The organism is Curtobacterium sp. Arg-1 (assembly GCF_025643395.1).
GTDB classification, from domain to species: domain Bacteria; phylum Actinomycetota; class Actinomycetes; order Actinomycetales; family Microbacteriaceae; genus Curtobacterium; species Curtobacterium poinsettiae.
This window is the reverse complement of record NZ_CP095731.1, coordinates 1,714,347-1,727,296: the sequence shown is the minus strand read 5'-3', so window position 1 is coordinate 1,727,296 and position 12,950 is coordinate 1,714,347. Positions and strand designations below refer to the sequence as shown.

The 12,950-nt window shown below is 70.1% G+C and carries 10 protein-coding genes; 5 read left to right on the top strand and 5 right to left on the bottom strand.

The features are described 5' to 3' along the window. Positions 1–3: 3 nt before the first annotated feature. From MXD64_RS08315 to MXD64_RS08305, 3 genes are all read right to left on the bottom strand, one after another. Positions 4–1,278, bottom strand: coding sequence for an RNA polymerase sigma factor (locus tag MXD64_RS08315; RefSeq protein ID WP_017886090.1), 1,275 nt, complete (start codon positions 1,276–1,278; stop codon positions 4–6). A gap of 193 nt (positions 1,279–1,471) precedes the next feature. Continuing rightward, positions 1,472–2,791, bottom strand: a complete 1,320-nt coding sequence (locus tag MXD64_RS08310) for an MFS transporter (protein WP_042537033.1) — start codon at positions 2,789–2,791, stop codon at positions 1,472–1,474. 159 nt (positions 2,792–2,950) lie between these two features. Continuing rightward, entirely contained in the window at positions 2,951–3,880 is a 930-nt protein-coding gene (locus tag MXD64_RS08305; protein WP_259495904.1) for a proteasome assembly chaperone family protein, read from the bottom strand. A 76-nt stretch (positions 3,881–3,956) separates the two neighbouring features. Here MXD64_RS08305 and MXD64_RS08300 point away from each other — a divergent pair, with 76 nt between their 5' ends. The 3 genes from MXD64_RS08300 (at position 3,957) to sucB (ending at position 8,553) form a co-directional block, all read left to right on the top strand. Continuing rightward, on the top strand, positions 3,957–5,447 hold the full coding sequence (locus MXD64_RS08300) for a leucyl aminopeptidase (protein ID WP_017886087.1): 1,491 nt from the start codon (positions 3,957–3,959) through the stop codon (positions 5,445–5,447). Between the two features lie 156 nt (positions 5,448–5,603). Continuing rightward, positions 5,604–6,977, top strand: coding sequence for a dihydrolipoyl dehydrogenase (lpdA, locus tag MXD64_RS08295; RefSeq protein ID WP_017886086.1), 1,374 nt, complete (start codon positions 5,604–5,606; stop codon positions 6,975–6,977). A gap of 73 nt (positions 6,978–7,050) precedes the next feature. After that, positions 7,051–8,553 (top strand): 2-oxoglutarate dehydrogenase, E2 component, dihydrolipoamide succinyltransferase, encoded by a 1,503-nt coding sequence (sucB, locus tag MXD64_RS08290; RefSeq protein WP_263137400.1) that lies wholly within the window; start codon positions 7,051–7,053, stop codon positions 8,551–8,553. An 87-nt stretch (positions 8,554–8,640) separates the two neighbouring features. Here sucB and MXD64_RS08285 read toward each other — a convergent pair whose 3' ends face one another. Further along, positions 8,641–9,483 carry a hypothetical protein gene (locus tag MXD64_RS08285; protein WP_263137399.1) on the bottom strand — a complete coding sequence of 281 codons (843 nt, stop codon included), beginning with the start codon at positions 9,481–9,483 and terminating at the stop codon, positions 8,641–8,643. Positions 9,484–9,611: 128 nt separating this feature from the next. On the opposite strand from MXD64_RS08285, the gene MXD64_RS08280 reads away from it, so the two are divergent. Then, complete coding sequence (locus MXD64_RS08280) at positions 9,612–10,328, top strand: DUF4191 domain-containing protein (RefSeq protein ID WP_263137398.1); 717 nt, start codon at positions 9,612–9,614, stop codon at positions 10,326–10,328. Between the two features lie 528 nt (positions 10,329–10,856). On the opposite strand, the gene MXD64_RS08275 is transcribed toward MXD64_RS08280, so the two are convergent. Next, positions 10,857–11,312: an RDD family protein gene (locus tag MXD64_RS08275; protein ID WP_017886083.1), complete on the bottom strand. Its 456-nt coding sequence runs from the start codon at positions 11,310–11,312 to the stop codon at positions 10,857–10,859. Between the two features lie 142 nt (positions 11,313–11,454). On the opposite strand from MXD64_RS08275, the gene glnA reads away from it, so the two are divergent. After that, entirely contained in the window at positions 11,455–12,879 is a 1,425-nt protein-coding gene (glnA, locus tag MXD64_RS08270; RefSeq protein ID WP_017886082.1) for a type I glutamate--ammonia ligase, read from the top strand. Positions 12,880–12,950 lie beyond the last annotated feature (71 nt).

Genomic DNA, 12,950 nt, shown 5'->3' with positions numbered 1-12,950 from the left:
GGCTTACTCGAGGTAGTCGCGCAGCGACTGCGACCGCGACGGGTGGCGGAGCTTCGCCATCGTCTTGGACTCGATCTGACGGATGCGCTCGCGCGTCACGCCGAACGTGTCACCGATCTGGTCGAGGGTCTTCGGCTGGCCGTCGCCCAGGCCGAAGCGCATGCGGATGACGCCCGCCTCACGCTCGGACAGGGAGTCGAGCAGGCTCTCGAGCTGCTTCTGCAGCATCGTGAAGCCCACCGCGTCGGCCGGCACGACCGCCTCGGTGTCCTCGATGAGGTCACCGAACTCGGAGTCGCCGTCCTCACCCAGGGGCGTGTGCAGCGAGATCGGCTCGCGACCGTACTTCTGCACCTCGACGACCTTCTCCGGGGTCATGTCGAGCTCGCGTGCGAGCTCTTCCGGAGTGGGTTCGCGACCGAGGTCCTGCAGCATCTGGCGCTGCACGCGGGCGAGCTTGTTGATGACCTCGACCATGTGCACCGGGATGCGGATGGTGCGGGCCTGGTCGGCCATGGCGCGGGTGATGGCCTGACGGATCCACCAGGTCGCGTAGGTCGAGAACTTGAAGCCCTTGGTGTAGTCGAACTTCTCGACCGCACGGATCAGGCCCAGGTTGCCTTCCTGGATGAGGTCCAGGAACTGCATGCCGCGACCGGTGTAGCGCTTGGCCAGCGAGACGACCAGACGGAGGTTCGCGCCGAGCAGGTGCGACTTCGCACGCTGACCGTCACGGGCGACCCAGCGCAGCTCACGCTCGGCGGGCTTCGACAGCCCCGTCGAGTGCTGCAGCTTGTCCTCGGCGAACAGGCCGGCCTCGATGCGCATCGCGAGCTCGACCTCCTGCTCGGCGTTGAGCAGGGCGACCTTGCCGATCTGCTTGAGGTAGTCCTTCACCGGGTCGGCGGTGGCACCCGTGATGGTCGTGGAGTAGACCGGTGCCTCGTCGTCGTCGGTCTGCGAGATGACGAGCGCACCGGCGGCGACCGCGGCAGCGGCGTCCGGCTTGGCCGTCTTGTCGTCGGTGTCGTCGGCCTCGTCGGTCGGCTCCTCGACCGGCTCGTCCGAGGCGATGGCCTCGTCGACGGCGTCGGTCTTCTTCGCCTTGGGTGCTGCCTTCTTGGCAGGCGCCTTCTTGGCAGGGGCCTTCGTGGCGGGGGCCTTCGTGGCGCGCTTCTTCGGCGCTGCGGTGCCCTCGGTGGCGGTGGCGTCCTCTGCCACAGCGCCCTCGGGCTCGGTGTCCTTCGTGGGATCGATCGTCGTGCTCCGGGCAGCCATGCGATCACCTCTCTCGTCGTGCCACGTTCGTGGGGTCGTGGCTTCCCTCGCCGCCCAGGTCCCGCGCCGCAGTCCCCCGCGTCGTACGAGTCCTACCGTTCCGGGCAGCACTAGGACCCATGTCAAGTCCCCCGAGTTCACCGGCGCACCGAAGTGCTCCGACAGACAGGGGTCCCGAACGGGTCCGTGATCATTATTGCACGTGCCGCCTCCGCAGGCGTGCAACGAGTGCAACCCAGAGTGGTCCGACGCGTATTCCCTCTTCCGAGTGCAGCACCCGACGGGTCCGGCGGCGGGCGTGCAGGAGCATCCCGACGCCGAACCCGACCACGACGTACTGCACCGTGAGGGCGATCCGGAAGTTCTCCCAGGCGAACACCGTGGTGCCCGATGCCCGCGCCGCCACGTCGAGGACGACGCCGATCAGGTACATCATCACGAACGCCGCGAGGAACCCGCCCACGTTCACCACACCGTTCGCCGAGCCGAGCGAGCCGACCGGGTTGAAGGTCCGGGCGAAGTCGAAGCCGATGAGCGAACCGGGTCCGCCGATGCCCATCGCGACGACGAGCAGCACGAGCAGCCAGGTCGGCGGGTGCCCGGGCCAGAGCAGGATCGCCGTCCAGAGCACCGCGAGCAGCACGACCACGCCGAGCACCAGGTTCGACCGGCGCATCGGGAACCGTGCGCAGAGCACGCCGAGCACCGGGCCGGCGACGAACCCGACCACCACGATGATCGTGAGGAAGCCCGCCGCCTCGCCCGGGGAGTACCCGAGTCCCCGGAGCATCGGGACGCCCCACAGCAGCGAGAACACCGTGCCCGAGGACTGCGTGACGTAGTGCGACCAGAACCCGAGCTGTGTGCCTGGGCGCCGGAGCGCGTGCCCGAAGGTGCTGAACGCGGCACCCCACGAGTGCGGCAGCGGGATCGTGTCCGTCCGCACCGGCACCGGACCGTTCCGGACGAACACGGCGGCGAGCACGAGACCGACCGCGCTGGCCGCGGCAGCGACGCCGAACGCCGGGGTCCACCCCACCGAGTGCAGGAGCACGGCGAACGGGAACGCCGACAGGACCTGGCCGATCTGCCCGAGGTTGCCCGTCCACTGCGAGATCTGCGGCAGGATCCGGCCGCTGAACCACATCGGTACCAGGCGGATCACCGAGATGAAGGTCATCGCGTCACCGGCCCCGACGAGCACCCGCCCAGCGATGGCCGGCCCGATCGAGGGCGACACCGCGACGATCGCCTGTCCGACGACCAGCAGTGCGGCACCGAGGAGCACCAGCCGACGCGGTCCGACGCGGTCGAGCGCGATCCCCACCGGGATCTGCAGCCCCGCGTAGACGGCGATCTGCACCACGGCGAGCGTCGACAGGACGGCCGCCGAGACGGCGAACCGGTCCTGCGCGTCGACGCCGGACACTCCGAGCGAGGACCGTTGCACGACAGCGAGGACGTACGCGAGGACCGCGACGCCCCAGATCAGGAAGGCACGACGGGAGTTCACCGGACCAGGCTACCGACGCGTTCCCACGTCGATACGCGACAGCCGTCGCGAACGCGGGTCACGTCGTGCAGGTGACGACGGAACGGCCTGGAGGCGCGGTGCGGGCCCGCACCGAGCCTCCAGGCCGTCCTGTCGGAGCGTCCGGATCCGACGCGACGGTCAGTCGGTCGCGTCGCCCTGGGTGCGCCGGTCGGCCAGGAAGCGCTCGAGCTCGGCGGCGATCGCGTCGGCGGTCGGCACCTCGCCGTCGACGCCGGTGAGCGGCGACGCGACGGGGTTGCCCTCCATGTAGGTGTCATGCCGTTCCTCGAGCACGGAGACCAGGCGCTGCAGCTCGGCGTTGCCGGCCACCTGTTCCTCGACGCGCGTCAGGAACTCGCGACCCGACTCGCGCAGGGCGTCCGTCGGGAAGATCAGTCCGGTCGCGGCGGCGATGCCGGAGAGCGCTGCGACGGCGGCGTCCGGGAACTCGGTGTCTGACAGGTAGTGCGGCACGAGCAGCACGAGCCCCGTCACCTGCGCACCCGTCTCGGCGAGGCGGTGCTCGACCAGGTGCAGGACGTTCGCCGGTGCCTGGGTCTCGGGCTTCCAGACGCTCATCTGCTCGACGAGGTCGGCCCGGGTGCCCGAGACGGTGAGGCTGATCGGACGGGTGTGCGGGACCGGCATCGGGATCGACTGCACCCAGGTGGTGTCGGCGACCTGCAGGTCGGCGGCGAGCCCGGTGACGGCGCGGACGAAGCGGTTCCACTGGAAGTCCGGCTCGTAGCCCGACAGGAACAGGAACGGCTGGCCGATCTCGTCGCGCACCAGGTGCAGTGCAAGACGGGGCGGTTCGACGGCGCTGATGTGGTCGTGCTCGAAGGTGATGACCGGACGACGGGCACGCCAGTCGAGCAGCACGTCGGGGTCGAACTCGGCGACGAGCTCGGTGTCGAGGTCCTCGAGGATCGAGTTCGTCACCTGTGCGACGGCGGAACCGGCATCGGCGAACCCGGTCAGCCCGGCGACCAGGTGCAACCCCGCCGGGACGGTCGGGGCGTCCGCAACGAACGTGTAGAGCTCCTCAGGGTGGTTCACCGTCCCCATGCTAGGCGGGGCCCCCGACGTCCCCGGTGCGCGACGACGACGCCGACAGCGAACAGGCCGTCGGTAGGGTTGGGGCATGGTCCGACCGACGCTCTCCACCACCAGTTCACCCCCCGAGACCACCACCGCCGACGTCCTCGTCGTCGGGGTCCGTCCGGGATCCTCCGGCGACGCGGACAGCGCCGCTTCCCTCGCGCCCAGCGCCCTGGGAGCGGTCGACGCCCTCGCCGACCTCGACCTCGCCGCGATCGGGGTCACCGGCGCGAAGGACCAGCTCGTCCGACTCCCCGCCTCCGGTGTCGGGGCGAAGTCGGTCGCGCTGATCGGCCTCGGCTCCGCCACGGGCGCCGCCGCGATCCGTGCAGCCGCCGGCAGCGCGGTCCGACAGCTCCCCCGCGTCGACTCGATCACGCTGGCACTGCCCACCGACTCCGCCGAGCTCGTCGAAGCCGCCCTCGAGGGCGCGGCGCTCGGCGCGTACGCCTTCACGCGCCACAAGGGCACCGGCACCAAGGCCCCGGCCCGTGGCGACCAGCGCATCGAGGTCGTCGCCCCCGCCGACGTCGCCGCCGACGCCGCGGTGCGCCCGGCGATCGTCGCCGACGCCGCGTCGCTCGTGCGCGACCTGGTGAACACCGCCGCCGGTGACCTCGGGCCGCAGGACGTCGCCGACGTCGCGACCGGGTTCGCCTCGGACCTGCCGCTCACGGTCGAGGTCCTCGACGAGCAGGCGCTCGAGGAGCAGGGCTTCGGCGGCATCCTCGGCGTCGGCCGCGGTTCCGCCCGGCCTCCGCGTCTGGTCGTCGTCCGGTACGCACCGGAGTCCGCGACGAAGCACCTCGCCCTGGTCGGCAAGGGCATCACCTTCGACTCGGGCGGCCTCTCGCTCAAGCCCGCGGCGTCGATGCTCGGGATGAAGACCGACATGACCGGTGCCGCCACGGTGCTCGCCGCGACCGTCGCCGCCGCCCGCCTGGGCCTCGACGTGCGGGTGACCGCATGGCTCGCCCTGGCCGAGAACATGCCCTCCGGCACCGCGACCCGCCCGGGCGACGTCCTGACGCTCAAGAACGGCACCACGGTCGAGGTCACCAACACTGACGCCGAGGGGCGCCTGGTGCTCGGCGACGGGATGGCCGCCGCATCGCTCGAGCAGCCCGACGCGCTCGTCGACGTCGCCACGCTGACCGGTGCCCAGGTCGTCGCGCTCGGCGACCGCACGACCGGCCTGATGGGCAGCGACGACCTCGTCGCGAAGGTCCGCGCCGTCGCCGAGGGCGTCGCCGAGCCGATCTGGCCGATGCCGCTGCCCGAGGAGCTCGAGGCCCGGCTGTCCAGCGACGTCGCCGACATCGTCAACGCCACGGTCGGCAACCCCGCCGGCGGCATGCTGCTCGCGGGCAAGTTCCTCGAGCGCTTCGCGGGCGAGGGTGTCCCCTGGGCGCACCTCGACATCGCGGGTCCGTCGGAGAACAAGGGCGGCGGGTACGCCTGGTTGGGCAAGGGTGCGACGGGTGTGATGGTCAGGACGCTCATCGCTCTCGCAGAAGACCTCCAGTCCGAGTAGTAGGTTTGGTACCGGTGGGAACGGCGCACTGACGCGCCTCCCACCGGTACTGCACGGGACGGGACCGGAACCACGCGGTCCGACCGTCGGACGCCGCCCTCCGCGGTGTCCACGTAGGGCCCGATCGGCCCGACACGCACGAGGGAGTTGCACCAGGTGACGGAACAGACTTACGACGTCGTTGTCCTCGGTGGCGGGAGTGGTGGGTACGCCGCTGCGCTCCGGGCCGCCGAACTCGGCATGAGCGTCGCGCTCATCGAGGGCGACAAGCTCGGAGGGACGTGCCTGCACCGCGGCTGCATCCCGACGAAGGCACTGCTGCACGCGGCCGAGGTCGCCGACGCGACGCGCGACGCCGAGAAGTACGGCGTGGTCGCGGAGTTCGCCGGTGTCGACGTGCCCAAGGTCATCGACTACCAGCAGGGCATCATCAACTCCAAGTACAAGGGCCTGCAGGGTCTGATCAAGGCCCGCGGCATCACCGTGGTCGAGGGCTGGGGCCGTCTGACCTCGCAGAACACCGTGCAGGTCGGCGACCAGACCGTCACCGGCAAGAACATCGTGCTCGCGACCGGCTCCTACTCGAAGTCCCTGCCGGGGCTCGAGATCGGCGGCCGCGTGATCACCTCCGAGACCGCGCTCCGCATGGACTACGTCCCGAACAAGGTCGTCATCCTCGGCGGCGGCGTCATCGGCGTCGAGTTCGCCAGCGTCTGGAAGTCCTTCGGCGCCGAGGTCACCATCGTCGAGGGCCTGCCGCACCTGGTCCCCGCCGAGGACGAGTCGATGTCGAAGCAGCTCGAGCGAGCGTTCCGCAAGCGCGGCATCGAGTTCTCGCTCGGTGTCCGGTTCCAGGGCGTCGAGCAGCACGAGAACGGCGTCGTCGTCACGCTGGAGGACGGCAAGACCTTCGACGGTGACGTCCTGCTCGTCGCCGTCGGCCGTGGCCCGGTCACGCAGAACGTCGGCTACGACGAGGTCGGCGTGACGATGGACCGCGGGTTCGTCACCACGAACGAGCGTCTCGCCACGAACATCCCCAACGTCTACGCCGTCGGCGACATCGTCCCCGGCCTGCAGCTCGCGCACCGCGGCTTCCAGCAGGGCATCTTCGTCGCCGAGGAGATCGCCGGCCTCAACCCGGTGGTCATCGAGGACAAGAACATCCCGAAGATCACCTACTCCGACCCCGAGGTCGCGTCGGTCGGACTCTCGCAGGCCAAGGCCGAGGAGCAGTACGGCGCCGACAAGGTCGACTCGTACGAGTACAACCTGGCCGGCAACGGCAAGAGCCACATCATCGGGACCTCCGGCTCCGTCAAGGTCGTGCGCGTCGTGGACGGCCCCGTCGTCGGTGTCAGCATGATCGGCGCCCGCGTCGGTGAGCTCATCGGTGAAGCCCAGCTCGCCGTCAACTGGGAGGCCTACCCCGAGGACATCGCTCCCCTGGTGCACGGCCACCCGACCCAGAACGAAGCCCTCGGCGAGGCGTTCCTGCACCTCGCGGGCAAGCCGCTGCACGCGCTGTGACCGGCACCGGCAAGCGCACTGTGACAATGACATCAACAACCACTGCAATCCCCCGCGAAGAGGAGTCCACCCGATGAGCGAATCCGTCAACCTCCCGGCGCTCGGCGAGAGCGTCACCGAGGGCACGGTGACCCGATGGCTGAAGAACGTCGGTGACCGGGTCGAGGTCGACGAGCCGCTGCTCGAGGTCTCGACCGACAAGGTCGACACCGAGATCCCGTCGCCGATCGCCGGCGTCGTCGAGGAGATCCTCGTGCCAGAGGACGAGACCGTCGAGGTCGGCACCGCCCTGGTGAAGATCGGTGACGGCTCCGGTTCGTCCGACGGCGGTTCGGACTCGTCCGACTCCGACGACGCCAACGCCGCCGCTGCCGAAGCCGAAGAGCCCGAGGCCGCTCCGAGCACCGAGCAGGAGGCCGAGACCCCCGCGCCGGAGCCCACCGAGCCCGAGCCCGCCCCCGCCGGTCAGACGCAGCCCGCTGCCCCGCACGCACCGTCCGCGCCGCCCGCCGCAGCGCCGGTCCCGGCCGCCGCACCCGTCCCGCCGCCCGCAGCCGCTCCGCCGGCAGCCGTTCCGGCCCAGGCCGCTCCGGCAGCAGCTCCGGCGTCCGCGCCGAGCACCACGGCCGCCGCCGCGGTCCCGAACCCCACGCAGGACGGCGCAGCCTCCGGCTACGTCACCCCGCTGGTGCGCAAGCTCGCCAACGAGCAGGGCGTCGACCTGTCCACGGTCACCGGTTCCGGTGTCGGAGGGCGCATCCGCAAGGAGGACGTCCTCGCCGCCGCCGAGAAGGCCCCGGCCGCCCCGGCTGCAGCAGCACCCGCTGCCGCGTCCGGCCCGTTCGTCGCCGAGGTGTCGCCGCTGCGCGGCACCCGCGAGAAGATGACGCGGCTGCGCAAGGTCGTCGCCGAGCGTGCCGTGCAGTCGATGACCTCGACCGCACAGCTCACGAGCGTCGTCGAGGTCGACGTCACGAAGGTGGCGCAGTTCCGCGACGCCCACAAGGCGGAGTTCCTCGAGAAGACCGGCTCGAAGCTCTCCTTCATGCCGTTCTTCGCCCTCGCGGCGTCCGAGTCACTGAAGGCCCACCCGAAGATCAACTCCACGGTCGAGGGCGACGAGATCGTCTACCCGGAGACCGAGAACGTCTCCATCGCGGTGGACACCGAGCGCGGCCTGCTGACCCCGGTCATCAAGGACGCGGCCTCGCTGGACCTGGCGCAGTTCTCGAAGTCCATCGCGGACCTCGCCGAGCGCACCCGGAACAACCAGCTCAAGCCCGACGAGCTCGCCGGCGGCACGTTCACGCTGACCAACACCGGTTCGCGCGGCGCGCTGTTCGACACCCCCGTGGTGTTCCTGCCGCAGTCGGCGATCCTGGGGACCGGCATCGTCACGAAGCGTCCGGCGGTCGTGAAGGTCGACGGGCAGGAGGCCATCGCCATCCGCTCGTTCGTCTACCTGGCGCTGTCGTACGACCACCGGATCATCGACGGTGCGGATGCTTCGCGGTACCTCGTCGCGGTGAAGAACCGTCTCGAAGAGGGCAACTTCGCCCCGAACCTCGGGTACTGATCCCAGCAGTACGGCCGACGGCCCCGGTTCCCTTCGTGGGAACCGGGGCCGTTCCCGTTCGGGGTGGGTTCGGCGTCACCAGCCGCGTCACCCGCCCCCGAGCAGGGTCAGGGCGGCGACCACCGACCCGACGGCGACCACGAGTCCCACGAGCACGCGGCGGAGCGGGAGTCGTCGATCGGTTCCGAGCGGGACGCCGTGTTCGACCACGTCGCGGAGGCGCTCGAGCAGCCCGTCCTGCCGAGTCGCCGTCGGCGACTCGGCGAAGACGAGGTCGCTCGGCACCGGCGTCCACCGGAACGGGCGGGGTGCTGCACTTGCGCGGACCAGCTCGAGAGCCGACCGCGCGGTTCGGTCGTCGCCGTCGAGGGCGTCCTGCAGCGCGTCGAGCACCGGTCGCTGTGCGGGATCGGCCGGGTCGACGCGGTCCCAGACCGTCCGGGCTGCGAGGACGAGGGTCCGGGTGGCGTCCGTCGAGTGCGCGGTGCGCGTCGGGGTCGCGTTCGTCGCGTTCGTCGGGTTCGTCGCGTTCGTCGGGCTCGTCGGGCTCGACGCGTTCGACGCGTTCGTCGGGCGGTCGCAGAGCACGACAGCGCCCGAGTCGTCGACCAAGACGTCGTCGATGCCGGCGGAACCGAGCAGGACGGCGCCGTCGTGCACGGCGACGAGGAGTTCCAGGAGCGGCACCGACAGCGTGACCGCGACGCCGGTGGTCGGCGTGCCGAGCCGATCGAGCGCCGCCACGAGCGGCGTGCCGGTCGGCCGGTCGAGGTCGACCCCGAGACACCCCGTCCGGGTCCTGCCGACTGCGGCCACCGGGACGAGGTGCCGCTCGGCGGCAGCGGAGCGGTCGGCGACCCAGGTGAGCACGTCGGTGTCGTCACCGGTCGCGATCCAGCGATCCGGGTGGTGGTCGGTCATCGTCTCCATGGTGACCAGCGTGGCGGGGGTGTGGTGGGCCTCCAGGCTGTGCGGCACCACCTGTGGACAAGACGTGTTCGCACACAGCCGGACATGCGGCGGTCTCCCCCGGCGCACGGAGGCCGTATCCTGTTCCCATGGCACGCAGCTCTTCCACAGACAAGAAGGCGAAGGAGCCGGGGCGTCTCAAGCAGATGTTCCAGGTCTTCCAGATGACCCGCAAGGCCGACCCGTCGTCGGTCTGGTGGTTCGCCCTCGCCTTCGTCGTTCCGGTCGCCCTCGGTGTCCTGCTGGCGCTGCTCCTGCCGGGGCAGAACTGGCTCGCGGTCGTCCTGTGGATCGTCGCCGGTGTGCTGCTCGGTGTGCTGCTCTTCCTGATCGTGCTCACCCGCCTCGCTGAACGTGCCGCCTACTCGCAGATCGAAGGCCAGCCCGGTGCCGTCGGCGCCGTGCTGTCGAACTCGCTCCGTCGGCAGTGGCGCTCGAGCGAGATGCCGGTCGCGGTGCACGGTCGCTCACAGTCCGCGGTCTACCGCGCGGTCGGTCGCCCGGGTGTCGTGCTGATCACCGAGGGCCAGCGCGGCAACCTCAGCCGTCAGCTCGACGAGGAGCGCCGCAAGGTCCAGCGCATCGTGCCGAACGTCGCCGTGCACGTGCTGCACGTCGGTGACGGCTCCGGCGAGAGCCTGACGCTGCACAAGCTGCCCCGTGCCATGAACAAGCTCAAGAAGTCGCTCAACCGCAACGAGGTCCTGGCGGTCGCGAACCGTCTCGACTCGCTGACGCAGAGCCCCGCGGCCTCGATCCCGAAGGGCATGGACCCGATGCGTGCCCGTGCCGGACGGCCGCGCTGACCCAGCCGCAACACACGAAGACGCCCCCGACCGATCCTGGTCGGGGGCGTCTTCGTGTGGACGTGGGGTGACGGCGGGTGCGGGCTGCGGCGTTCGCGCGGGTCCGCGCGGGTCCGCACGGGTCCGCACGGGTCCGCATGGGTCCGCACGGGTCCGCACGGGTCCGCACGGTGCGACCTTCGCTGAACCGTGCGAGGTTGCCAGCTCGGTGCGGGTCTCCGGCGGCGCACGGAGCAGGGAAGCTCACGTCAGATGAGCAACCTCGCACGGTGCGACGTCCGGCGGCGGAGGCCCGGCGCGCAACCTCGCACCGTGCGAAGGCCGGCGTACAAACTCGCACCGTGCGAGGGCCTGCGGTGGAGGCCCGGCGCAATCTCGCATCGTGCGAGGTTGCCTACTCGGTGCGAGGGGACGGGTCGCGCACGGAGTAGGCAGCCTCGCTCCGGACGATCGACCTCGCACCGTGCGGACAGCCACGGTCCTCGCGCCGCACGCCCGCGGCACCCGCGGCACCCGCGGCACCCGCGATCAGCGTCGGACGAGCACCGTCCCGGCGATGCGGTCGTGCGCTCCGCGGCTGTCACGGTCGATGATGAGCGCCGGCACCACCAGGCAGAGCAGCACGGTCCGGACGACGGGCCGCCACACCCCGACGTAGCCCCCACGCATCGGGACGACCCGCAGGCCGACGCAGATGTGCCCGAACGACCCGGACAGCAGGCAGATGAACAGGATCTGCAGGACGGCGAAGATCGCGAGCTGGATCCAGGTGTGTGCGATGTCGCCGGACCCGTTCACCGGTGACCACACGCCGGTGACGTAGGCGACGAGGTCAGCCAGGGCGCCGTCGATCAGGAGCGCCACGACGCGGCGGCCGATGCGCCCGACGCTGCGGGGCCCCTCCTCCGGCAGCCCGAGGTCCTTGCCCGGCCACCCATCCGGGTGCTCGGAGGGCGCGGACGGACTGGAGGTGCTGCGGGCCATGGTCCCCAGCGTAGGCGACCACCTGGGCGTAACACGCCCGAAACAAACCAGTCATGTCCGGGAAACCCCGTGTCAATAGCCTCGTCGGAGGGTGCCTTGACCGGTGCCTCCGACATCACCCAACCCATTGGAGATCGGCCCCATGTTCAGCGATTCCTCCGAGGTCCTGGCCTTCATCAAGGACACCGACGTCAAGTTCCTCGACATCCGCTTCACGGACCTGCCCGGTGTGCAGCAGCACTTCAACATCCCGGCATCCACCGTCGACGAGGACTTCTTCTCGGTCGGCCAGCTGTTCGACGGCTCCTCCATCCGCGGCTTTGCGTCGATCCACGAGTCCGACATGCAGCTGATCCCCGATGTCACCACGGCGTACGTCGACCAGTTCCGCGCCGAGCGCACGCTCATCATGATCTTCGACATCTACAACCCGCGGAACGGCGAGATCTACGGCCGCGACCCGCGCCAGGTGGCGAAGAAGGCTGAGAAGTACCTCGCGTCGACGGGCATCGCGGACACCGCGTTCTTCGCCCCCGAGGCCGAGTTCTACATCTTCGACGACGTCCGCTACTCGGTCACGCAGAACGAGTCGTTCTACGCGGTCGACTCCGAAGAGGGCGCCTGGAACACCGGTCGTGACGAAGAGGGCGGCAACCTCGCCAACAAGACCCCCTACAAGGGCGGCTACTTCCCCGTGTCGCCGGTCGACAAGACGGCCGACCTGCGCGACGACATCACCCTCAAGCTGATCGATGCGGGCTTCGAGCTCGAGCGTTCGCACCACGAGGTGGGCACCGGCGGTCAGCAGGAGATCAACTACAAGTTCGACACGATGGTCCACGCCGCGGACGACATCCTGAAGTTCAAGTACATCGTCAAGAACACGGCCGACCAGTGGGGCAAGGTCGCCACCTTCATGCCGAAGCCGCTCTTCGGCGACAACGGTTCGGGCATGCACACCCACCAGTCGCTCTGGTCGGACGGCAAGCCGCTGTTCTACGACGAGAACGGCTACGGCGGTCTGTCGGACCTCGCCCGCTGGTACATCGGCGGCATCCTGAAGCACGCTCCGGCGCTGCTCGCCTTCACCAACCCGTCGATCAACTCGTACCACCGTCTGGTCAAGGGCTTCGAGGCCCCGGTCAACCTGGTCTACTCGGCCGGCAACCGCTCGGCAGCGATCCGCATCCCGATCACGGGCACGAACCCGAAGGCCAAGCGCATCGAGTTCCGTGCGCCCGACGCCTCCGGCAACCCGTACCTCGCCTTCGCCGCGCAGCTGATGGCGGGCCTCGATGGCATCCAGAACCGCATCGAGCCGCACGAGCCGGTCGACAAGGACCTGTACGAGCTCCCGCCGGAAGAGGCAAAGGGCATCCCCCAGGTCCCCGGGTCCCTCGACGAAGCGCTCGACGCGCTCGAGGCCGACCACGAGTTCCTCACGAAGGGCAACGTATTCACCGAGGACCTCATCCAGACCTGGATCGACTACAAGCGTGAGAACGAGATCCTCCCGCTGGCCCAGCGCCCGCACCCGTTCGAGTACGAGCTGTACTTCGGCGTCTGAGTCTCGCTGACACAGGAAGGGCCCCGCACCGTCAGGTGCGGGGCCCTTCCTCTGTGCCGCGACAGCGACAG

Excerpts from the sequence above, each read along its gene's own strand:
- MXD64_RS08315 (WP_017886090.1), bottom strand. The coding sequence starts at position 1,278 with ATGGCTGCCCGGAGCACGACGATCGATCCCACGAAGGACACCGAGCCC.
- MXD64_RS08305 (WP_259495904.1), bottom strand. The coding sequence starts at position 3,880 with ATGGGGACGGTGAACCACCCTGAGGAGCTCTACACGTTCGTTGCGGAC.
- MXD64_RS08300 (WP_017886087.1), top strand. The coding sequence starts at position 3,957 with ATGGTCCGACCGACGCTCTCCACCACCAGTTCACCCCCCGAGACCACC.
- sucB (WP_263137400.1), top strand. The coding sequence starts at position 7,051 with ATGAGCGAATCCGTCAACCTCCCGGCGCTCGGCGAGAGCGTCACCGAG.
- MXD64_RS08285 (WP_263137399.1), bottom strand. The coding sequence starts at position 9,483 with ATGGAGACGATGACCGACCACCACCCGGATCGCTGGATCGCGACCGGT.
- MXD64_RS08280 (WP_263137398.1), top strand. The coding sequence starts at position 9,612 with ATGGCACGCAGCTCTTCCACAGACAAGAAGGCGAAGGAGCCGGGGCGT.
- MXD64_RS08275 (WP_017886083.1), bottom strand. The coding sequence starts at position 11,312 with ATGGCCCGCAGCACCTCCAGTCCGTCCGCGCCCTCCGAGCACCCGGAT.
- glnA (WP_017886082.1), top strand. The coding sequence starts at position 11,455 with ATGTTCAGCGATTCCTCCGAGGTCCTGGCCTTCATCAAGGACACCGAC.